The sequence below is a fragment of the Microlunatus spumicola genome (assembly GCF_039536445.1).
Taxonomy (GTDB): domain Bacteria; phylum Actinomycetota; class Actinomycetes; order Propionibacteriales; family Propionibacteriaceae; genus Microlunatus; species Microlunatus spumicola.
This window is the reverse complement of sequence record NZ_BAAAYR010000002.1, coordinates 203,423-223,236: the sequence shown is the minus strand read 5'-3', so window position 1 is coordinate 223,236 and position 19,814 is coordinate 203,423. Positions and strand designations below refer to the sequence as shown.

The following is a 19,814-nucleotide window of genomic DNA, read 5'->3' as shown; positions in this document are numbered from 1 at the left end:
CCGGCCGGCCCGTTTCACTAGGCTGCCGCTCATGAGCGATCCGGTCGATGCCACCACCACCCCCGCCTGGGCCCGGCTGACGGAGCTGAAGGCCTCCTACGAGCCCGACCTGCGCGGCGCGTTCGCCGCCGACCCCGAGCGTGCGACGCGCTTCGCGCGGACCGTGGCCGACCTCTACGTCGACCTGTCGAAGAACCTCGTCGACGACGAGATCCTCGCCGCCCTGGTCGACCTCGCCGAGCAGACCGGGGTGCCGCAGCGGCGCGACGCGATGTTCGCGGGGGAGAAGATCAACGTCACCGAGGGTCGCTCGGTGCTGCACGTCGCCCTGCGGATGCCGCGCGACGAGCACCTCGAGGTCGACGGCAGGGACGTCGTGGCCGACGTCCACGAGGTCCTCGACCGGGTCTACGCCTTCTCGGACAAGGTCCGCAGCGGCGAGTGGGTCGGCGTCACGGGCAAGCGCATCGAGACCGTCGTCAACATCGGCATCGGCGGTTCCGACCTCGGGCCGGTCATGGTCTACGAGGCCCTCAAGCCGTACGTGCAGGCGGGCCTGACCTGCCGCTTCGTCTCCAACATCGACCCCACCGACGTGTACGAGAACACGGCCGACCTCGACCCCGAGACGACGCTGTTCATCGTCGCGAGCAAGACCTTCACCACGCTGGAGACCCTGACCAACGCGCGGCTGGCGCGCTCCTGGCTGCTCGACGGCCTGCGCGCCTCGGGCTCCGTCGGCGAGGGGGACGACGCGGCCCGCGACGCCGTCTCCAAGCACTTCGTCGCCGTGTCGACCGCGCTGGACAAGGTCGCCGCGTTCGGGATCGACCCCGAGAACGCGTTCGGCTTCTGGGACTGGGTCGGCGGTCGCTACTCCGTCGACTCCGCCATCGGCACCAGCGTGTGCGTGGCGATCGGCCGGGAGAACTTCGCCGACTTCCTGGCCGGGTTCCACGCCGTCGACGTGCACTTCCGCGACACCCCCGCCGCCCAGAACGTCCCGATGCTGATGGGTCTCCTGAACGTCTGGTACGACGGGTTCTTCGACTCCCAGAGCCACGTGGTGCTGCCGTACGCGCAGTACCTGCACCGCTTCGCGGCCTACCTGCAGCAGCTGACGATGGAGTCGAACGGCAAGAGCGTCCGCTGGGACGGCAGCCCGGTCACGACCGACACCGGCGAGGTGTTCTGGGGCGAGCCCGGCACGAACGGCCAGCACGCGTTCTACCAGTTGATCCACCAGGGCACCCGGGTGATCCCGGCCGACTTCATCACCGTGGCCACGCCGGCGCACCCGCTCAAGGACGGCGAGACCGACGTCCAGGAGCTCTACCTCGCGAACTTCTTCGCGCAGACCGCCGCGCTGGCGTTCGGCAAGACCGCGGACGAGGTGCGTGCCGAGGGGACGGCGGAGGAGATCGTGCCGGCGCGCGTGTTCAGCGGCAACCGGCCGACGAGCTCGATCATGGCGCCGTCCCTGACGCCGTCGGTGGTCGGGCAGCTGATCGCGCTCTACGAGCACATCACCTTCACCCAGGGAGTCGTCTGGGGCATCGACAGCTTCGACCAGTGGGGCGTCGAGCTCGGCAAGCAGCTGGCGCAGCAGGTCACGCCGGCCGTCGGCGGCGACGAGGCGGCCCTGGCGAAGCAGGACGGCTCGACCCAGGCCCTGATCCGCTACTACCGCGAGCACCGGGCCTGATCCGAGGACGTACGGGGAAGTTCTGACCGCGACTGCGCGGTCAGGACTTCCCCGTTCTTCTGCCCCGACGACGCTCACCGAGGAGCACACCGTGGACGAGCAGGACCGGCGCCACCTGACGCACGCGGTCGACCTGGCCGAGGCCGCGCTCGAGGCGGGGGACGAACCCTTCGGTTCCGTCCTCGTCGACGCCGCCGGCACCGTGCTCCGGACGGCGGTGAACGAGGCCGTGCACCGCAACGCGACGATCCACCCGGAGCTGACGCTCGCGCAGTGGGCGGGCGACCACCTCGACCCGGACGCCCGGACGGGTGCGACGGTCTACACCTCCGGCGAGCACTGCCCGATGTGCTCCGCCGCCCACGCCTGGGTGGGCCTCGGCCGGATCGTCTACGCCTCCTCGTCCGCCCAGACGGCGCGCTGGGTCGCGGAGCTCGGCGGCCCGCCGTCCCCGGTGGCGGCCCTGCCGATCACCACCGTCGCGCCCGGGATCCCGGTCGAGGGTCCCGACGAGGAGCTGGCCGCCCGCGTCCGCGAGCTGCACCGCCGGTTCCGCGAGCGCTAGCGAGGGGAACCGCCGTGGGGGCGTGGGGGTCGTCCCCCACACAGACAGGCTTCCGCGAGCGCTAGCGAGGTGAACCGCCGCGGGGGCGTGGGGGTCGTCCCCCACACAGACACGGTTCCGCGAGCGCTGAACCCCGACAGCGAGGTGGATCTGACCGGGCAGTCGCGGTCGGATCCGCATCGATCTGCCAGCGCCTCTTAGCCCAGGGCGACCGTGCCGGTGATGCCGACGACGGTGCTCCCACCGACCCAGACGTCGTCGCCGACGCGCTGGACGTGCGCGCGGCCCCGGCGTCCGAGGGCCGTGCCCTGGGCGGCGACGTAGCGGTCCGGCGCGCGCCCAGTCCGCGTCAGCCACTCGCCGAGGGCGGCGTTCAGGCTGCCGGTGACCGGGTCCTCGGTCGGTCCGGGCGCGCAGAAGGCGCGGACCTCGTACGCGGTCTCGCTCCCGTCCGGGTGCGGCCCCGCCACCCCGATGTCGGTGAAGGTGGACATCCGCCGGACGTCCGGCTGCAGCGCGAGCACGGCCTCGGCGGTCGGCAGCAGTACCATGACCCAGCCGGGGCCGTTGTCGCCCCACTGGGCGTCGACGATCTCGATCGGGTCGATGCAGAGGGCCTCGGCGATCTCGGCCACGTCGAGCATGTCGACGGGTCCGCCGCGCAGCAGCGGCGGGGCGGCGAAGGCGAGGCGCTCGCCGTCGCGGCGGACGCGCACGAGGCCCGCGCCGCACTCCTGGACGACGACGTCCGGGTCGGCGGGCCGCCCGCCCGCCTCGAGCCACGCCCGGGCGGAGCCCAGCGTGGGGTGCCCCGCGAACGGCAGCTCGCGGCTGGGCGTGAAGATCCGCAGGCGGTAGTCGGCGCCCGGTGCGGTCGGCGGGAGGAGGAACGTCGTCTCCGACAGGTTCGTCCACGCCGCGAACCGCTGCAGCTCCGCATCGTCGAGGCCGTCCGCGTCGTGGACCACGGCGACCGGGTTGCCGTAGCCGAGCTCCGACGCGAACACGTCGACCTGCGTGAACCGGCGCTCCTTGGTCATCTGCCTCGCCACCTGCCGTCTGCTCGATCTCGGGAAGCCTGCGCGCGTACGGACGCGCGCAGGCTCACCAATATCGAGCAGACGTCGCGGGCCGGGGGTGCCGGGGTCCCGGCACCGCCCGGGTCGCGGCTAGAGCTCGGGGCCCTGCGACCGCAGCTTGTCGACCTCTTCCATCGCGGTGCGCAGGCCCGAGAGCCAGCTCTCGGTGTGCTCGCCGACCAGCTTGACGGCCCACGACAGCGCCTCGGAGCGCGACCGCGCGACGCCCGCGTCGACGAGCGTGTCGAGCACCCGGCGCTCCGGCTGACGCAGCCGCGTCATCACCGGCACCGACACGTTCGTGAACAGCGCCGCGGTGCCGCCGAGCCGCACGCCCCACGAGACCTTGCGCCCGTAGCGGGCCTGCGCCTCGTCGGCGATGGTCATGCGCGCGTCCCGCGTCTCCTCGCGGAAGCGGCTGATCCGCCCCTGCGTGGCCGCCTCGTCGGCGGTCTCGTCGGCCAGCGTGCCGACGACCGTGATCTCCTCGCGGTCGACGGTCACCTCGACCGCGCTGAACCAGCCGTCCGGCAGCCGGCCCTCGAACCACGACCGCGCGTCGTCCGCCGGCGGCAGGTCGACGTTCTGCCAGCCGCCCGGACGCGCACCGCGTCCCCGACGGCGGCCCTCGTCCTCGTGCCCTGATGTCCAGTTCATGCTTGCTCCTTTGCTTTGCTTACATGATTACACCGGTAAGAAGACGTGCGAAAGCCCTTTCGCTCGCAGCGATCAGGCGGTCGGGTCAGTCCCGGAGGGCGCGGTCGACCGAGGTCTCGCGTGCGCCGAGCACCGGGTTGCGGCGGGTGACGACGTCGAAGACCGTCTTGACGCAGGCGACCTGGTCGCGCAGCGCCCCGCGGCGCCAGGCCTCGCCGCCCCGGACGGTCTCGTCCCCGACGCCGACGGCGTCCAGGCCGAGAGCCCGGCAGGTCGCCACCGCCCGGGGCAGGTGGTAGCCCTGCGTCACGACGGTGAGGCGCTCCACCCCGAAGATGCGCTGCGCGCGGGAGCAGGAGTCGTAGGTGTCGAAGCCGGCGTAGTCCGCCACGACCTTGTCCGCCGGCACGCCGGCGTCGACGAGGTAGCGGCGCATGGCGTCGGGCTCGTTGTACTCGCGCGCCATGTTGTCGCCCGACACCAGGATCACCCGGACCAGGCTGGCGTCGTAGAGGCGCTTCGCCAGGTCGAGCCGCCCGGCCAGGAAGGCCGACGGCCTGCCGCTGGGGTAGACCTGCGCGCCGAGCACGAGGGCCACGGGGGTCGGGGGCACGCCCTCGAGGTCGTCGCCGGCGTACGTGTGCCCGGCCGCGGTGGCGCGGACCCAGCCGGCCGAGCCGAGCACGGCCGCACCGGCGGCGAGCCCCAGGCCGACCAGCACCCACGCACCCCGCCGCCACCACCCCGTCATGCGGTCCAGCCTGACAGGCGCTTCTGTCAGTGGGTCGCGGCAGGATCGGGTCATGAGCGCAGGTACGGGCCGGACCACGTCGTTGCCGGTCAGCGGACCGTACGACCTGGGCGAGGTCGCGCAGATGGGGTTCGGTCACCGTGACGAGGCGTCCTTCGACGGCGTGATGCGGATGGCGTTCTGCCTGGACGGCGACCTCGAGCGCCAGGTCGGGGTGGAGGCGCGGCAGGAGGGCGACCGGCTCGACCTGACGGTCCGGTCGGTCGACGGCGACGAGCCCCTCACCGACGCCGAGGTCGCCGCCGCCGCGGCCCAGGTCGCGCGGGTCGTGTCCGTCGACCACGACGGCGCGGCCTTCCACGCCCTCTGCGTGGCCGACTCCGTCCTGGCCCCGGTGCACGCGGTCGCGCCCGGCTTCCGTCCCGCGCTCTTCTACTCCCCGTACGAGGCCGCCGTCTGGTCGATCGTGAGCGCCCGCCGGGCCCGCGCCCAGGGCATCGGCGTCCGGCGTCGGCTCGCCCAGGAGCTCGGGGCGACGGTGCAGCTGGCGGGCCTGGCCACGGAGGCCGTGCCGACGCCGAGCGCGTTGCTCCGCCTCGAATCGCTACCGGGTCTGCCCGCCGACCGCGTTCCCCGGCTCCACGCCGTGGCCGAGGCGGCGCAGCGGGGCGAGCTGGACGTGGGCGAGCTGCGGGCTCTGCCGCAGGCCGAGGCCGAGGAGCGGCTGCAGCGGCTGCCCGGCATCGGGCCCTTCTACAGCTCGCTGATCGTCGTCCGGGCCTGCGGCCACACCGACGCGATGGTGGTCGGGGAGCTGCCTGTCCGCGGCGTCGTGCAGGAGGCGTACGGCCTCGACCACCCGCCGACCCCGGCGGAGCTGGCCGCGGTCGGCGAGACGTGGCGGCCGTACCGGACGTGGGTGCTGGTGATGCTGCGGGCGCTGTCGGGTCGGGCGGGGCTGCGTCCCCCCGGGTGACGTGGAGCGGGACGGCAGACTGGACCGATGCCCGAGGGAGACACGGTCTGGCTGGCGTGCCAGCAGCTGAACAAGGCGCTGGCCGGTCGCGTGCTGACGCGCTGCGAGCTGCGGGTGCCGCAGCTGGCGACGACCGACTTCACCGGGGTCGAGGTGCGCGAGGTCGCCTCGCGCGGCAAGCACCAGCTGACCCGGTTCGCGAACGGGTGGACCCTGCACACGCACCTGCGGATGGACGGCGGCTGGCGGGTCTACCCGACCGGGAAGAAGTGGACCGGCGGGCCGGCCTGGCAGATCCGCGTCCTCATGGCGAACGCGGAGGCGGCCGCGATCGGCTACCGGCTGCCGGTCACCGAGATGGTGCGCACCGACGCCGAGGACACCGTCGTCGGACACATCGGGCCCGACCTGCTCGGCGCAGACTGGGACGCGGCCGAGGCGCTGCGACGGCTGCGGGCCGACCCGGCGCGGACCGTCGGCGAGGCGCTGCTCGACCAGCGGAACCTCGCCGGCATCGGCACCCTCTACCGCGCCGAGACGCTGTTCCTGCAGGGCGTGCACCCCCGGACGCCGGTCGGCGACGTGCCGGACCTGGCGCGGGTCGTCGGCCGGGCCAAGCAGCTGCTCGAGGCCAACAAGAACCACCACGAGCAGACCACCACCGGCAACCGCCGCCTCGGGTCGCACTGGGTCTTCGAACGCCCCGGCCAGGACTGCCGCCGCTGCGGGACCCGCATCCTGACGGAGGAGTTCGGCCCGGCCGGCGTCGAGCGCCGCAGCTACTGGTGCCCCCACTGCCAGCCCCTGCGCAGCCCCGCCGCCTCCTGACCCCGTGCGCGGCCACGCCCCCTGAGCTTGTCGAAGGGCCCGGAACGGGTTGGCTCTCGTCCTCAGAGCGAGCAGAAACCAACCTCTTCGAGGCCCTTCGACAGGCTCAGGGGGCGTTCTGGCACCAACGCCCCCTGAGCTTGTCGAAGGGCCCGGAACGGGTTGGCTCCTCCAACAGGCTCAGGGGGCGTTGCGCTCCGCGCTCAGCCGCCGCTCCGCGTCGTCGTACAGCGCGAGGACGGCGTCGAGGAACCCCTCGACGAGGTCCTGCTGCTCGGGCGTGTAGGCCGCGATCAGGCGGTCGATCGCGTCGGTCTGGGGGGAGATCAGGGCCCAGGCCCGGTCGGTGCTCGCGGCGGCTGCCGTGACGACGAGCTTGCGGCCGTCGGCGGGGTGGCGTTCGCGGGTGATGTGCCCGGCGTCCTCGAGGCGGTTCAGCACGAGCGACATGGCGGCCGTGGAGGTGCCCAGGCGCGCGGCGAGGGTCGACGGGGTCGTGGGGCCGAGGGCGATCAGGTGGTCCATGACCTCGAGCCCACTCACGTCGGTGCGGAGCGCGCCGGCCAGCCGCTTCTCGAGGTGCCGGTGGCGTACGCCGAGCTGCTGGAGCCGGGACCGCAGGTCGTGGTCACGAAGCGGCGTCCCGTCGAGCCGTTCGCGGGCGCGGTCCGTCGGGGAAGGAATGGCGTCGGGAGGTGGGGTGTCGTCCACGTCCCCGAGGTTACCAAGGATATTGCTAACGACGTTGGTGATCTGCACGTAGGGTGACCGGCATGAGCAGAGTGTTGATCAGCGGGGCGAGCATCGCGGGGCCGGCCCTGGCCTTCTGGCTGCGGCGAGCGGGCTGGGACGTCGTGCTGGTGGAGCGGGCGCCCGAGCTGCGCCGGGGCGGGCAGAACATCGACATCCGCGGCGCCGCCCGCGAGGTGGTGCGGCGGATGGGCCTCGACGAGGCCGTCGTCGCGGCGACGACCGGCGAGGAGGGCACCGAGTTCATCGGGCGCGCGGGCCAGGTGATCGCCGCCTTCCCGGCCGGCACGACCGAGTCCGGCGGCGCGACGGGGGAGCGCGAGATCCTTCGCGGCGACCTGTCCGAGATCCTCGTCGGGCAGACGCTCGCCGGCGAGCGGCCGGCCGAGTACCGCTTCGGCGACCGGATCACCGGGCTCGCCGAGCAGGAGGGGCGCGACGGCGGGGCGGGTCAAGTCCTGGTGTCCTTCGAGCACGGGCCGGACGAGGCGTTCGACCTGGTCGTCGCCGCCGACGGGATCGGCTCGTCCACCCGCGACCTCGTCTTCGGCGACGAGGTCGAGATCCGCTCGCTGAACCTGCAGATCACCTACGGGACCATCCCCCGCACGACCACGGACAAGCCCTGGTGGCGGTGGTACAACGCGCCCGGCGGCCGCAGCGTCACGCTGAGGCCGGACCGGCACGGGACGACCCGGGCGACGCTGACCCGCCTGACCGACGGTCGCGACCGGGCCGGCGTGCAGGACCGTTCGTCGGCGGACCTGGTCGCGCGGCTGCGCGCCGACTTCGGCGACGCGGGCTGGCAGGCCGAACGGGTCCTGACCGGCTTCGCCGCTGCGGACGACCTCTACTCGGAGTCGATCGGCCAGGTGTTCGCCCCGGCCTGGTCCCGCGGCCGGGTCGGCCTGCTCGGCGACGCGGCCTGGTGCGCGGCCCCCGTCAGCGGCATGGGCACGAGCCTGTCGCTCGTCGGCGCGTACATCCTGGCCGGCGAGCTGACGACGCACGACGACCACCGCGAGGCGTTCGCGGCGTACGAGCGGGTGCTGCGGCCGTACGTCGCCCAGGCCCAGAAGCTGCCGCCCGGCACCCCCCGCCTCGCGAACCCCCGCTCCCGCGTCGGCATCGCCGCCTTCCAAACGGGTCTCCGCGTCGCCGCGGCCCTGCCGTTCTGGGTCGGCGAGAAGGTCTTCGCCCCCTCGGTCGACACCTTCGAGCTGCCCCCGTACGCCTTCTGAACCCCCGGGCCCGCCCTCGGCCCGGACCTCAGGTCTTTCACGTAAACGTGAAAGACCGGTACTGAGCACGGCAGATCTGCCGTGGTGAGTACGGGAGTTTCACGTAAACGTGAAAGTCCTGGGGCCAGAGGTACGGCGCCCCGCGAGCCCTCAGCCGGCGTCGACGGCGTCGGCTGCGCCGCCGAACACCCCCGCCCGGCGGGCCACGACGACGGCCGCGGCGGCGCTCCAGGCCTGGGGGCGGCAGGCGGCGGGGTAGGGGACCGGGGCGCCCTCGCCGCTCCACAGCTCGGGGAGGCGCTGGTCGAAGGCGACCGAGGCGGCGAGCAGGCCTTCGACCAGGCCGGCGGCGGCGTCGCCGAGCCCCGCGCGGGTGAGGCCGTCGACGACGATCGCGGTGTCGTGGGGCCAGACCGAGCCGCAGTGGTAGCTCAGGGGCGCGTACGCGGCGTCGCGGGTCGACATCGTGCGCAGCCCGTAGCCCGAGTCGAGCGCCGGCGACGTGACGCGCTGGGCGACGCGCCACTCCTCCTCCAGGTTCAGCAGGCCGGTGCCGGGCAGGTGCCCGATGTTGCTGCTCAGCGCGTCGACGCGCCGACCCGAGCCGTCGACCGCCAGCGCCGGGTAGGGCTCGTCGGTGTCCGTGCCGCACCAGAAGGCCGCGCGGAACCGTTCGGCCAGGCCCTGCGCCCAGGCCCGCAGGTCGTCGCCCCCCGGCCGGTCGAACCCGTCGAGCAGCGCCGCGCCGGACACCGCGGCCTCGTACGCGTAGCCCTGGACCTCGCACAGCGCGATCGCGCCCGCGGCGTACGTCCCGTCCGCGAACCGCACCGCGTCGTCGCTGTCCTTCCAGCCCTGGTTGGCCAGGCCGGAGCTGCCCGCGCTGACGTAGCGCACGAACCCCGCGACGTCACCGACCTCCTCCGTCGGTCCCGCCTGGGCGGTGAGCCAGCCGAGGGCGGCCTCGAGGTTCGGGAGCAGCGCGCGGACCACGTCGTCGTCGAGCCCGGCCCGCCACGCGTCGTGCAGCAGGCAGACCCACAGCGGGGTGGCGTCGACCGTGCCGTAGTAGAGCGGGGGCAGGGACATGCCGTTCAGCTCGTACGCGTTCCGCCGCAGCTCGTGCGGGATCTTGCCCGGCTGCTCGCCCGTGCGCGGGTCCTCGGAACGTCCCTGCAGGCGAGCGAGCGCCCGGAGCGTGCCGCGCGCGACGTCGAGCCCGAGCGGCAGGGCGAGCCGGGCCGCCCAGAGGCTGTCGCGGCCGAAGAGCGTGAAGTACCAGGGGGCACCCGCGGCGTAGAAGACGTCACCGGGGCTGTCGGGCAGCGCCATGGTGAGGCCGGCCAGGTCGGCCACGGAACGTTCGAGCCAGGCGGCCAGCCGCTGGTCGATGTCGGGCTCGAGCAGGACGTCGGCGGCGACGAGGTCCGGCGGCGCGGCCACGACGACCGGCGCGGGGTCGACGGCCTCCGCGGACCAGGCCACGGTCACGGAACCGTGCGCCGGGACGGTGACGGTCCAGCGCAGCGCGAGGCGCCCGTCCTCGACGCCGACGGTCGACCGCGGCGCCCGGACGGTGACGACGATGCCGTCCGAGCTCCACCCGTCGCCCTCCGGCGGGAGGTCCACCGCGACCAGCGGCCCGCCCACGCGGACCGTCTCCATCGGGCTGGCGTCGGGGGTGAGCCGGACCTCGACGCGCACCTCGACGTCGACGTCGAGCGTGGAACCGACGACGAGCTCCTCGTCGACCCGTCCCGGAGCGACGACCCGGACGCGGTCGAGGCGGACGTGCGGGTCACCCGTACGGGCGTGCGCCGCGTCGAGCCGGCGCAGCAGCGAGGTGAAGATCACGGCGCCGTCGGCCCGCCGCCGGTGCGCGACCGGCACGCCCGGATCGCCGTCGACGCTGACCTCGATGCCGCTCAGCAGCCGGACGTCGCCGTGCAGGAGGCCGAGGACGCCGGCCGCGCCGTCCGTCCGCGGCACCACCTGGCCGTCCGGGGTCGACCAGACCTGGGTGGGCGCGGCGACCTGGCTGACGAGGTCGTGCAGGAAGGGCTGGAGCGGCTGCGGCACCCGACCATGCTGCCCGCCAGGCCTCCGACGCACCGGCCGGACCCGCCGCCGTGCCGCCCACGGAGGGCGCGGCTGACGGACGCGGGCCGGAATCGTGGTCGGGCGCGCGCGACCGGAGTGGGAGAATCTGTGACCGTGGCTTCTCTTCCCTCCCAGCTGAGCACCCGCGTGCAGGCCGTCGCCGGGATCGAGCCGGAGCTGCGTGCGGCGACACGGCCCGAGTTCGGCCACTTCCAGTCGAACGTCGCGCTCCGCCTCGCGAAGGCGGAGAAGCGGTCTCCGCGCGAGGTCGCGGCCGACATCGTCGCGCGCCTCGACGTCGACGACCTGTGCGAGCCGGTCGAGATCGCCGGTCCCGGCTTCCTGAACTTCCGCCTGCGCTCGTCCGTGCTCGCCGACTTCGTCACCGGCCAGCTGGCCGACCCGACGCTCGGCGTCGAGCGGGCCGAGCACCCGCAGCGCGTCGTCATCGACTACCCGTCGCCCAACGTGGCCAAGCAGATGCACGTCGGCCACCTGCGGACCTCGATCATCGGCGACTGCTTCAACCGCGTCCTGACCGCCGTCGGCCACGAGGTGCTGCCGCAGAACCACCTCGGCGACTGGGGCACGCAGTTCGGTCAGCTCGTGGAGCAGATCCTGGTCGAGCGCGTCGACGCCTCCACGCTGAACCTGGACGAGGTCGAGGACCTCTACAAGCGGGCCGCCGCCCACTTCAAGACCGACCACGACTTCGCCGACCTGGCTCGTCTGCGGGTCGTCAAGCTGCAGTCCGGGGACGAGGAGACGCTGCGCATCTGGCGCGAGCTGGTCGACGTGTCGCTCGCGAGCCACAACGTCATGTACGCCCGGCTGCACCTCCTCCTCACCGACGAGCACCTGGCCGGCGAGTCGATCTACAACGCGGTCCTCGGGTCCGTGGCCGACGAGCTCAAGGCCAAGGGCGTGGCGGTCGTCGACGACGGCGCGCTCTGCGTCTTCGTGCCCGGTTTCAACGCGCCCCTGATCCTGCGCAAGCGCGACGGCGGCTACGGCTACGACGTCACCGACCTCGCCGCGCTGCGGCACCGCGTCCGCGACCTGCACGCCGACCGGCTGGTCTACGTCGTCGACGTGCGCCAGGGCGACCACTTCGCGCAGGTGTTCGCGGTCAGCCGGATGGCCGGCTGGCTGCCCGACAGCGTCTCCGCGCAGCACGTCGGCTACGGCATGGTGCTCGGCAGCGACGGCAAGCCGTACAAGACCCGCGACGGCAAGGCCATGCACCTGTCCACGCTGCTCGACATGGCCGAGGAGATCGCCGCACCGCCGGTGGCCCTCGCGGCGATCAAGTACGCCGACCTGTCGAACGGGCTCAACAAGGACTACGTCTTCGACGTCGAGCGCATGGTGCAGACGACGGGCAACACCGGCCCCTACCTGCAGTACGCCCACGCCCGCATGACGCAGGTGCTGGCCCGGGCGCAGGCCGAGGGCGTGCTGCCCGCGCACGAGTCCGTCACCGTGCTGACGGAACCGCAGGAGCAGGCGCTCGCGCTGGCGCTGTCCGGGTACGGCGAGGTGGTCGCCGAGGTGGCCGCGACGCTGCAGCCGCACAAGCTCTGCACCTACCTCTACGACCTGGCCGGGACGCTGTCCGTCTTCTACGAGCGGTGCCCCGTGCTGCGTTCGGAGGGGGAGGTGCGCGACTCGCGCCTCGCGCTCTGCTGCGCCGCCAAGCGCGTCCTCGCCGCCGGGCTCGATCTGCTCGGCATCGAGGCCCTCGACCGGATGTAGGGGTGCTCATCCTGCTGCCCCCCTCGGAGGGCAAGGCGGCCCCGGCGCGCCGCGGCCGTCCCGTCGACCCGGCCGCGCTGCCGCACCCGGTGCTCGCCCCGGTGCGCGAGGAGCTGCTCGACGCGCTCGCCGACGTCAGTGGTCGGCCGGGCGCCGCCGAGGCACTCGGCCTCAGCCCCGGGTTGGCGGACGAGGTCGCCCGGAACGTCAGCCTCCGCACCACCCCGGCCCGGCGCGCGATCGACGTCTACACCGGCGTGCTCTACGCCGCGCTGGACCACGCGACGCTCACCCCGGCCGGGCGCCGACGGGCCAACCGCTGGGTCCGCGTGCAGAGCGCGCTGTGGGGCCCGGTGGCCCCGACCGACGCGATCGCGCCCTACCGCCTGCCGATGACCGCGTCGCTCCCGGGCGTCGGGACGGTGGCGGCCCGCTGGCGCGCGGTCCTCGCACCGGTGATGACGGAGCTGGCCGGCGACGGCGTCGTGGTCGACGGACGCTCGTCGTCGTACGCCTCCGTCTGGCGCCCGACGGGCGACGCGGCGAAGGCGTACCTGGGGGTGCGGGTGTTCAGCGAGGTCGCCGGCCGCCGCACGGTCGTCTCCCACGCGGCGAAGCACACCCGCGGCCTCGTCGCCCGCTGGATCTGCGAGGCCGACCGCACCCCGCGTACGCCGAAGGCCCTCGCCGCCCTCGTCGCCGAGCACCGCCCCTGCGAGCTCGTGCCCGACCCGCGCGGCGGCTGGTTCCTCGACGTCGACGCCCCCGCTGCCGCATCCGTCGGGTGAGCTTGTGAGCGTGCGATTCCCCGCGCCGACCCAGGCGGCGGACAGCCGGACCGAGGTCTATCTCCGCTACCTCGCCTACTTCCGCGACGGCGTGATCCGGCGGGTCGGGGCGATGAGCGAGGAGGAGGCGCGCCGGTCCCGGGTCCCGTCGGGCTGGAGCCCGCTGGAGCTGGTCCGCCACCTGACGTTCATGGAGCGGCGCTGGTTCGTGTGGGGCTTCGAGGGCCGGGCGGTCGACGAGCCGTTCGGCGACGCGGTCGACGGTCGCTGGGCGGTGCCCGAGGGCTTGGGCGTCGCCGACGTGCTCGCGGACTTCCGTCGCCAGGCCGCGGCCACCGACGCCGTCGTGCGCCGGCACGACCTCGACGAGGTCGGTCGGCCCAGCGAGCGGTGGGACGGGGAGCCGCCAGCGACGCTCGAGCGGGTGCTCCTGCATGTGCTCCAGGAGCACGCGCGCCACCTCGGCCACCTCGACGTCGTGGCCGAGCTCGGCGGCGGGGTCACCGGCGAGGCGTGAGCACGTCTCGACGCCGGCTGAACCTGCTCATTTCGTAGCCCTCGATGACGAGAACGACCCCGTAGGACGCCCTGAGGGCGATCGAGGGCTACGGATTGAGCGGAGTCACTCGACGAGCGCGGACTCCGACGTGCCCTCGCGGATCAGCGCCGGCTGCTGCTGGCGGTTGGCGGCGAGCCAGGCGGCGCCGACGATGCCGGCGGTGTTGCGGAGCTTGGCCGGGACCATCTCGGCGTTGATGTCGATCAGCGGCAGGAACTTGTCGGAGTCCTTGCTCACGCCGCCGCCGACCACGATCAGGTCGGGCCAGAGCAGCGCCTCGAGCGTCTCGTAGTAGCGCTGCAGGCGCTTGGCCCACTTGGCGTACGAGAGGCCCTCCTTGTCCTTGATGCTCGAGGCCGCGCGCTTCTCGGCGTCGTAGCCGTCGATCTCGAGGTGCCCGAGCTCGGAGTTCGGCACGAGCACGCCGCGGTAGAGGATCGCCGTGCCGATGCCGGTGCCCAGCGTCGTGAGGACGACCAGGCCCGGGTGCCCGGCGGCGGCGCCGTACTTCACCTCCGCCACCCCCGCGGCGTCGGCGTCGTTGACCAGGAGGATGTCGCGACCGAGCTTGTCCTCGAAGATCTTCTCCGCGTCGCAGTTGATCCAGGACTTGTCGATGTTCGCGGCCGACCGGGTGATGCCGTGCGTGACGACCGCGGGGATCGTGATGCCGATCGGGCTGTCGGAGGCGATCTGGCCGCTGAAGTGGTCGACGATCTGGGCCACGACGGCCGCCACGTTCTCCGGCGTCGACTTCTCCGGGGTGTCGATGCGCAGCCGCTCCGCCGCGAACTCGCCCGTGGTCAGGTCGACCGGCGCCCCCTTGATCCCGCTGCCGCCGATGTCGATCCCCAGGACCGGAGGGGTGCTGGCCGCCGTTGCCTCGCTCATGACCCGCACCCTAGCGAGGCGGGCCACGAGCGGGACAGCCGCCTCAGCGCGCCGCGACCAGCCCGAGCCGCACCCGCTCGGCGTCGACCAGCGCGGTCGAGACGTCCCAGAGGCGGGCGGCCGCCTCGGGGTCGACGGCCCACGGCAGCACGCCGTAGACCACGTCGTAGATCTCGGGGACGACGCGGGCCTCGCGGTTGTCCTCGAAGTAGCGGCCCCCGTAGCCCTCCAGCTCCGGCGCGGTGGCCAGCAGCACCGACGTCGACGCCCCCTGCTCGGTCGTCTTGACCAGGTCGACCGCGTCGCGCTTGAGCGTCGCGAGCAGCTCGGGGTCCCAGTGCTTCTGCAGCCCCGTCCAGATGCCGCCCGGCATCAGGGCGTTCGCCGTGACGCCCTCGCCGCCCCAGCGGCGCTGGGCCTCGACCGCGAACAGCACGTTGGCGGTCTTGGACTGCCCGTAGCCGAGGTTCGGCGTGTAGTCGCGGCGGACGAAGAACGGGTCCTCGAAGTGGAACGGGGAGCTTCCGTGACCGCTCGAGGCGACCGAGACGACGCGGGCCGAGCCGGCCTCGACGAGGGCGTCGTGGAGGCCCGTGGCGAGCGCGAAGTGGCCGAGGTGGTTCGTCGCGAGCTGCGACTCCCAGCCGGCGGACGTGTAGGCGAGCGGGGTGTCCATGATCCCGGCGTTGTTGACCAGGATGTGCAGCGGTCCGGACCAGGCGGCGACGAACGCGTCGACCGAGGCGATGTCGTCGAGGTGCAGCTCGGCCACGCGGACGGCGGGGCTCGTGCCCGGCACGCTCGCGGCGATGTCGTCGGCCACCTCGCGCCCCTTGACCGTGTTGCGGACGGCGATCGTCACCTCCGCACCCGCCCTGGCCAGCGCGCGGGCCGTCTCGACGCCGATGCCGCTGGCGGCCCCGGTCACGACCGCGCGCTTGCCGGCGAGGTCGATGCCGGCGAGCACGTCGTCGGCGGTGGAGGTCTTGGTGAAGCCCCGGATGTCGTTCATGGTCATGCGTCGAACCTCTCTAACCAACTGGATAGTTAGAAGACTAGGGCGGCCTCGAGGAGAAATCAACCGACTGGTTGGAACTAAGATCGGGGCATGCCGATCCGTGACGCCGACGCCACGCGCGCCCGCATCCTGGCGGCGGCCACGGCGGAGTTCGCCGAGCACGGTCTCGCCGGGGGCCGGGTCGACCGGATCGCGGCCACGGCGCAGACGAACAAGGCGCAGCTGTACCACTACTTCGGCAACAAGGAGACGCTGTTCGACCTGGTCTTCGGCCACTACGTGCAGACGCACGTGGCCAACGGCTGGTTCGACCCGGAGCGGTTGCCGGAGTACGCCGCGGGCGTCTACGACTACTACCTGCAGGACCCGGTGCTGGTCCGGCTCGCGACCTGGGCCCGGCTGGAACGCACGCCGACCGGCGACCTGTACGCCCGGGTCGGCGGCGTGGACGTGCAGGTGGTGGCCCGCATCGAGATGGCGCAGGCGCAGGGGATCCTCGTCGACACCATGCAACCGCTGGACATCTACAGCCTCGTCATCGGCATGGCCAGCTCCTGGGCGCAGTCCTCGCTGACGTTCACCGCCACCGCCGACGAGCCGGAGGCGGTGCACGCCGCCCGCCGCGCGGCGCTCGCTGACGCCGTCCGCGCGGCCTTCTGCCGCTGAGCGCCGGCTCGGCTCAGGCGGCGTCGGCCCGCGAGGGTGAGTAGTCCAGCAGCTGCGCGACGAGCAGCAGGCGGTTGAGGTCCTCGCTGCTGATCTGGCGCCCGTACGGTCCCCGTGCCCGGGCCACGGCCCCGCCGATCCGGACGAGCGCCCGCCGGTACCCGCCAACCCGGTCCTCCGGGCCCAGGACCGTGACGACGTCGCGCAGGCCGGAGACCACCGACCGCCCGTCCAGCTCCAGGTCCAGCAGCAGCCCGGACCGGTCCACGGTCAGCGTGCCCAGCAGCACCCGCGCCTCGGCCGGCGCCCGCAGGCCCTCGCTCACCACGGCGTCCCAGAAGGCCGCGAGGTCGGGCTCGGCGAAGCTCGCGTGCGTCCCGACGAGTGCGCTCAGCACCCACAGCGGGCCGAGCTGCAGCGTGCGGACGTCCTCCGTGCGCATCGCCGACCACCTCTCGTACCGCCAGGGCCGTTCGCGGTTCAGTGTGCGACGGGGCGGGCCCCCGCACAACCTGCTCGGGTCACGCCCCGTCCAGCTGGCGCAGGCACCAGGCGTACGTGCGCGGGTCGGCCTCGGCGGTGTCGGAGAAGTAGAAGCCGAAGTAGCGGCGGTAGACGCCGATCCAGCGCGCGACCTCGGGGCCGTGGCGCTGCACGGCCAGGCCCAGCAGCCACTCGCTGTCGGCGACGGCCCCCTCGTACGCGAGGAGCTCGAGGAACGCGACTGCCCCGGTCAGGTCCATCAGCGGGTCGGCCTGCAGGGTGTGCGGGCTGAAGTCGCCCAGACCGGTGACGTGCGGGACGCCGTCGACCAGCTCGACGTACGCGTTCGGCGCGCAGAGGTCGCCGTGCACCACGGTCGGGACGACGCTGCGCCCGGCGAGGTCCTCCTGCAGCCGGTCCCACGCGCGGGCGACGTCGGGGACGTCGCGCGCCAGGTCGTCCCGGCTGCGCGAGGTCGGCCCGGCCAGCATCGCGTTGAGCAGCTCGACCAGGGACCCGTACGTCTGCGGCGCCCCGTCACCGACCAGCCGCGCGAAGCCGGGCACCGGCGCCGGCAGCCGCGACACGTCCACGGCCGCGTCGAGCAGGCCGGCCAGCGCGGTCCGTCGGGCCTCGACGTCGGCCGTGGGCAGCCAGTCCGCCAGCGACGTCCCCGCGAACCGCCGGTCCACCGTCCACGTGCAGCCGTGGCTGACGCCGGCGTCGAGGACGAGCGGGAGCCGGAGGCGGCGGGCTTCGGGCGGGACGCTGCGGTCCCAGAAGCCGTAGAGCCCGCGGAGCTGGTCGACGACCGGCGAGGTCGCGCTCTCGTGACCGGGTCGGTAGACGCGCAGGACCCGCGCGTCGTCGAGGGCGAAGACCTGGCTCTCGCCGCCCTCGCCGAGGAAGCGGTCCCGGTCCGTGCCGAGCTCGGCGAGCACGGCGTCGGTCGCGGCGCGCTCCTCCTCGGACTCCGGCCGCACCTCGCCGGGGTGCAGCACCTCGAGCTCGGCGGCCGCGCGGGCCGCCCGGGCCCGGTCCAGCTGGCTGAGGGCGAGGGCACGGGCCGCGTCGGCGTCCATCTGGTGCGCGACGGCGTGGACCGGGCCCTTCGGGGTGTCGATGTGCACGTCGGCCAGGCGCAGCCGGCGCTGCAGGGGCCCCTGCTCGATGCGGACCGACTGGGTCTTGGCGTGCGGCACGATGTGGCGCTCGTGCACGACCCAGCCCTGCTCGGTGACGATCGCGCGGTCGTCCCAGCCGTAGCGCAGCGTCCACCAGTCGAACCACCGGAAGGCGCGGGCCCGGCGGGGCGCCCCGGTCAGGGCGATCTCCTCCACCCGGAAGCCCGGCAGCACCCGGCTCAGCGCGACGCGCACCTGCGCCCAGGACGCGACGGGCAGCAGCACGCTCGTGGCCCCGCCGGAGTTGTCCTCCCGGTCGCTCGACCCGTAGCCGACGATGTCGACGTCGACGCGCCACCAGCCGAAGGGCTTCCACAGGACGGGCTGGCACAGGCGTACGCCCTGGATCCGGTCGACCGGCACGGACTGGCTGGAGAGGTTCGTGAGGCCGCGGGTCACGCGCAGGCCGCGGGACGACTCGGCCAGCGTGAAGTGGAACATCGCGATCACCCGCCGGCTGACCAGCGAGAACACGCCGAAGAGCATCGGCACGACCCCGCCGAGCGCGACGATGCCGATGCCGGTCAGGCCGGCCGCCACCGCGAAGCCCACCAGGACCAGCGTCGGCACGAGGAACTCCGTCGACAGCAGGAAGCTGCCGACCAGGGCGCCGGGGGTGACCGTGACGAGCTTGCGGTCGGCCACGCCGGCGTCGAAGAGGACGTCCGGGGCGGGCGCGTCCGCGGTGTCGGAGAGCCGCGTCGCGGTCCCGTGGGCGCGGGCCAGCAGGTAGTCGCGCAGCCGGGCCGCCTTGACGCGCGAGAGGTAGCGCAGCCGGATGCCGCTGTCGCCGGCCCCGGCCTCGATGCGGAGCTCGGCGAGGGAGAAGATCCGGGCGGCCAGCGGCTGGATGACGTCGACCGACTGGATCCGCTCGAAGGCGATCTTGCGGGAGGTCTTGAAGAGCACCCCCGTCTCGACCCGCAGCTCCTCGTCGTCGATGACGAACCGCGTGAAGCGCCAGGAGACGTAGCCCGCACCGCCGGCCAGGAGCGCGAGGCCGAGCACGACGGCGAGGACCCAGCCGATCCCGAGCCCGGCGAGCCCCTCGCCGTTGCTGGCGTTCTCGACGAAGCGCTGCCCGAAGCTGATGACGATGGCGACGAAGACGATCCAGCCGCGGATGAACGGGGTCAGCGGGTGCGGACGCTCGGTCTGCTTGACGACCGGTGCGCCCTCGACCACCGGCGCGGCGTCCGGCTCCGGGACCTCCGGGACCTCGGTGGTGGGGACCGGGGGCTGGCTCACAGCCCGGAGGCCTGGGCCTCGCCCAGCTCGGTCAGCCGGTCACGCAGCCGCGCGGCCTCCGCCGGGTCGAGGCCCGGGATGGAGGCGTCGGTCTCGGCGCTGGCCGTCTTGAGCGTCACCGTCGCGAGCCCGAAGGACCGTTCGAGCGGGCCGGAGGCGACCTCGACCAGCTGCATCCGCCCGTACGGCACCGCGACGAGGCTGCGGAACAGCACGCCGCGGGTGATGTAGAGGTCGTCCTCGCGCTCGACGTAGCCCCACGACCGGTAGGTCCGCCCGATGAGCACGAAGCGCACCACGACGATCACGACGGCCAGGCCCCAGAACACCGCGGCCAGCCACCAGAGCCCGAAGCCCAGCCCGACGATCAGGGCGGGGACGAAGAGCAGGAGCGGGGCGACCACCAGGGTGGTCACGCGCCGCAGGGACACGTAGCGCGGCGAGAGCCGTTGCCACGCGTAGGCCGGCGGGGCGAACAGGTCGTCCATGGTGCTGCCAGGGTACGCAGGCCGGGTCCACCCGTTCTCCGAACGCCCCCTGAGCCTGTCGAAGGGCCACGAAGTGGTCGGC

General features: G+C 73.5%; 19 protein-coding genes. 9 read left to right on the top strand and 10 right to left on the bottom strand.

Annotated elements, in window-relative coordinates; translation table 11 throughout:
* The first annotated feature begins 31 nt into the window (after nucleotides 1-31).
* The gene (gene pgi / locus ABD665_RS10030) at nucleotides 32-1,705 is read left to right on the top strand and encodes a glucose-6-phosphate isomerase (RefSeq protein WP_204910787.1); all 1,674 of its coding nucleotides are present in this window, start codon (nucleotides 32-34) and stop codon (nucleotides 1,703-1,705) included.
* A gap of 91 nt (nucleotides 1,706-1,796) precedes the next feature.
* Nucleotides 1,797-2,270, top strand: a complete 474-nt coding sequence (locus tag ABD665_RS10025) for a deaminase (protein ID WP_204910788.1) — start codon at nucleotides 1,797-1,799, stop codon at nucleotides 2,268-2,270.
* A gap of 197 nt (nucleotides 2,271-2,467) precedes the next feature.
* On the opposite strand, the gene ABD665_RS10020 is transcribed toward ABD665_RS10025, so the two are convergent.
* The 3 genes from ABD665_RS10020 to ABD665_RS10010 form a co-directional block, all read right to left on the bottom strand.
* Nucleotides 2,468-3,322 carry a PhzF family phenazine biosynthesis protein gene (locus tag ABD665_RS10020; RefSeq protein ID WP_344742153.1) on the bottom strand — a complete coding sequence of 285 codons (855 nt, stop codon included), beginning with the start codon at nucleotides 3,320-3,322 and terminating at the stop codon, nucleotides 2,468-2,470.
* Nucleotides 3,323-3,439: 117 nt separating this feature from the next.
* Nucleotides 3,440-4,006 carry a hypothetical protein gene (locus ABD665_RS10015; protein ID WP_344742151.1) on the bottom strand — a complete coding sequence of 189 codons (567 nt, stop codon included), beginning with the start codon at nucleotides 4,004-4,006 and terminating at the stop codon, nucleotides 3,440-3,442.
* Nucleotides 4,007-4,091: 85 nt separating this feature from the next.
* Entirely contained in the window at nucleotides 4,092-4,757 is a 666-nt protein-coding gene (locus tag ABD665_RS10010) for a SanA/YdcF family protein (protein WP_344742149.1), read from the bottom strand.
* Nucleotides 4,758-4,809: 52 nt separating this feature from the next.
* Here ABD665_RS10010 and ABD665_RS10005 point away from each other — a divergent pair, with 52 nt between their 5' ends.
* Both ABD665_RS10005 and ABD665_RS10000 read left to right on the top strand, forming a co-directional pair.
* On the top strand, nucleotides 4,810-5,733 hold the full coding sequence (locus ABD665_RS10005; RefSeq protein ID WP_204910789.1) for a DNA glycosylase family protein: 924 nt from the start codon (nucleotides 4,810-4,812) through the stop codon (nucleotides 5,731-5,733).
* Nucleotides 5,734-5,760: 27 nt separating this feature from the next.
* The gene (locus tag ABD665_RS10000; RefSeq protein WP_204910790.1) at nucleotides 5,761-6,561 is read left to right on the top strand and encodes an Fpg/Nei family DNA glycosylase; all 801 of its coding nucleotides are present in this window, start codon (nucleotides 5,761-5,763) and stop codon (nucleotides 6,559-6,561) included.
* 180 nt (nucleotides 6,562-6,741) lie between these two features.
* Here ABD665_RS10000 and ABD665_RS09995 read toward each other — a convergent pair whose 3' ends face one another.
* Nucleotides 6,742-7,272 carry a MarR family transcriptional regulator gene (locus ABD665_RS09995; protein WP_204910791.1) on the bottom strand — a complete coding sequence of 177 codons (531 nt, stop codon included), beginning with the start codon at nucleotides 7,270-7,272 and terminating at the stop codon, nucleotides 6,742-6,744.
* Between the two features lie 62 nt (nucleotides 7,273-7,334).
* Between ABD665_RS09995 and ABD665_RS09990 the strand changes: the two genes are divergently transcribed.
* A complete protein-coding gene (locus ABD665_RS09990; protein WP_204910792.1) occupies nucleotides 7,335-8,552 on the top strand; it encodes an FAD-dependent monooxygenase in 1,218 nt (405 codons plus the stop codon).
* A 150-nt stretch (nucleotides 8,553-8,702) separates the two neighbouring features.
* Here ABD665_RS09990 and ABD665_RS09985 read toward each other — a convergent pair whose 3' ends face one another.
* Nucleotides 8,703-10,631, bottom strand: a complete 1,929-nt coding sequence (locus ABD665_RS09985) for a glycogen debranching N-terminal domain-containing protein (protein WP_204910793.1) — start codon at nucleotides 10,629-10,631, stop codon at nucleotides 8,703-8,705.
* A gap of 135 nt (nucleotides 10,632-10,766) precedes the next feature.
* Here ABD665_RS09985 and argS point away from each other — a divergent pair, with 135 nt between their 5' ends.
* From argS to ABD665_RS09970, 3 genes are read left to right on the top strand one after another with little or no spacing between them, the layout of a single operon-like run.
* On the top strand, nucleotides 10,767-12,407 hold the full coding sequence (gene argS / locus ABD665_RS09980; protein ID WP_344742144.1) for an arginine--tRNA ligase: 1,641 nt from the start codon (nucleotides 10,767-10,769) through the stop codon (nucleotides 12,405-12,407).
* A 2-nt stretch (nucleotides 12,408-12,409) separates the two neighbouring features.
* Nucleotides 12,410-13,195 (top strand): peroxide stress protein YaaA, encoded by a 786-nt coding sequence (locus tag ABD665_RS09975; protein ID WP_204910794.1) that lies wholly within the window; start codon nucleotides 12,410-12,412, stop codon nucleotides 13,193-13,195.
* A 10-nt stretch (nucleotides 13,196-13,205) separates the two neighbouring features.
* Nucleotides 13,206-13,712: a mycothiol transferase gene (locus tag ABD665_RS09970; protein WP_204910795.1), complete on the top strand. Its 507-nt coding sequence runs from the start codon at nucleotides 13,206-13,208 to the stop codon at nucleotides 13,710-13,712.
* A gap of 105 nt (nucleotides 13,713-13,817) precedes the next feature.
* Here ABD665_RS09970 and ppgK read toward each other — a convergent pair whose 3' ends face one another.
* Complete coding sequence (gene ppgK / locus ABD665_RS09965; protein WP_204910796.1) at nucleotides 13,818-14,645, bottom strand: polyphosphate--glucose phosphotransferase; 828 nt, start codon at nucleotides 14,643-14,645, stop codon at nucleotides 13,818-13,820.
* 43 nt (nucleotides 14,646-14,688) lie between these two features.
* A complete protein-coding gene (locus ABD665_RS09960; RefSeq protein ID WP_344742141.1) occupies nucleotides 14,689-15,663 on the bottom strand; it encodes an SDR family NAD(P)-dependent oxidoreductase in 975 nt (324 codons plus the stop codon).
* Between the two features lie 90 nt (nucleotides 15,664-15,753).
* Between ABD665_RS09960 and ABD665_RS09955 the strand changes: the two genes are divergently transcribed.
* Complete coding sequence (locus ABD665_RS09955) at nucleotides 15,754-16,329, top strand: TetR/AcrR family transcriptional regulator (RefSeq protein WP_344742139.1); 576 nt, start codon at nucleotides 15,754-15,756, stop codon at nucleotides 16,327-16,329.
* A gap of 13 nt (nucleotides 16,330-16,342) precedes the next feature.
* Here the strand turns inward: ABD665_RS09955 and ABD665_RS09950 are convergent, their stop codons facing one another.
* The 3 genes from ABD665_RS09950 to ABD665_RS09940 form a co-directional block, all read right to left on the bottom strand.
* Nucleotides 16,343-16,771: a hypothetical protein gene (locus tag ABD665_RS09950; protein WP_204910797.1), complete on the bottom strand. Its 429-nt coding sequence runs from the start codon at nucleotides 16,769-16,771 to the stop codon at nucleotides 16,343-16,345.
* A gap of 79 nt (nucleotides 16,772-16,850) precedes the next feature.
* On the bottom strand, nucleotides 16,851-19,244 hold the full coding sequence (locus ABD665_RS09945) for a PH domain-containing protein (protein ID WP_204910798.1): 2,394 nt from the start codon (nucleotides 19,242-19,244) through the stop codon (nucleotides 16,851-16,853).
* Nucleotides 19,241-19,732, bottom strand: coding sequence for a PH domain-containing protein (locus ABD665_RS09940; RefSeq protein WP_204910799.1), 492 nt, complete (start codon nucleotides 19,730-19,732; stop codon nucleotides 19,241-19,243). Before ABD665_RS09940 ends, ABD665_RS09945 begins: the two co-directional genes overlap by 4 nt.
* Nucleotides 19,733-19,814 lie beyond the last annotated feature (82 nt).

What these genes read in the sequence shown, in the direction of transcription:
- pgi (WP_204910787.1), top strand. Translation starts at nt 32, where the DNA reads ATGAGCGATCCGGTCGATGCCACCACCACCCCCGCCTGGGCCCGGCTG.
- ABD665_RS10015 (WP_344742151.1), bottom strand. Translation starts at nt 4,006, where the DNA reads ATGAACTGGACATCAGGGCACGAGGACGAGGGCCGCCGTCGGGGACGC.
- ABD665_RS10010 (WP_344742149.1), bottom strand. Translation starts at nt 4,757, where the DNA reads ATGACGGGGTGGTGGCGGCGGGGTGCGTGGGTGCTGGTCGGCCTGGGG.
- ABD665_RS10005 (WP_204910789.1), top strand. Translation starts at nt 4,810, where the DNA reads ATGAGCGCAGGTACGGGCCGGACCACGTCGTTGCCGGTCAGCGGACCG.
- ABD665_RS10000 (WP_204910790.1), top strand. Translation starts at nt 5,761, where the DNA reads ATGCCCGAGGGAGACACGGTCTGGCTGGCGTGCCAGCAGCTGAACAAG.
- ABD665_RS09990 (WP_204910792.1), top strand. Translation starts at nt 7,335, where the DNA reads ATGAGCAGAGTGTTGATCAGCGGGGCGAGCATCGCGGGGCCGGCCCTG.
- ppgK (WP_204910796.1), bottom strand. Translation starts at nt 14,645, where the DNA reads ATGAGCGAGGCAACGGCGGCCAGCACCCCTCCGGTCCTGGGGATCGAC.
- ABD665_RS09960 (WP_344742141.1), bottom strand. Translation starts at nt 15,663, where the DNA reads ATGACCATGAACGACATCCGGGGCTTCACCAAGACCTCCACCGCCGAC.
- ABD665_RS09955 (WP_344742139.1), top strand. Translation starts at nt 15,754, where the DNA reads ATGCCGATCCGTGACGCCGACGCCACGCGCGCCCGCATCCTGGCGGCG.
- ABD665_RS09950 (WP_204910797.1), bottom strand. Translation starts at nt 16,771, where the DNA reads ATGCGCACGGAGGACGTCCGCACGCTGCAGCTCGGCCCGCTGTGGGTG.
- ABD665_RS09940 (WP_204910799.1), bottom strand. Translation starts at nt 19,732, where the DNA reads ATGGACGACCTGTTCGCCCCGCCGGCCTACGCGTGGCAACGGCTCTCG.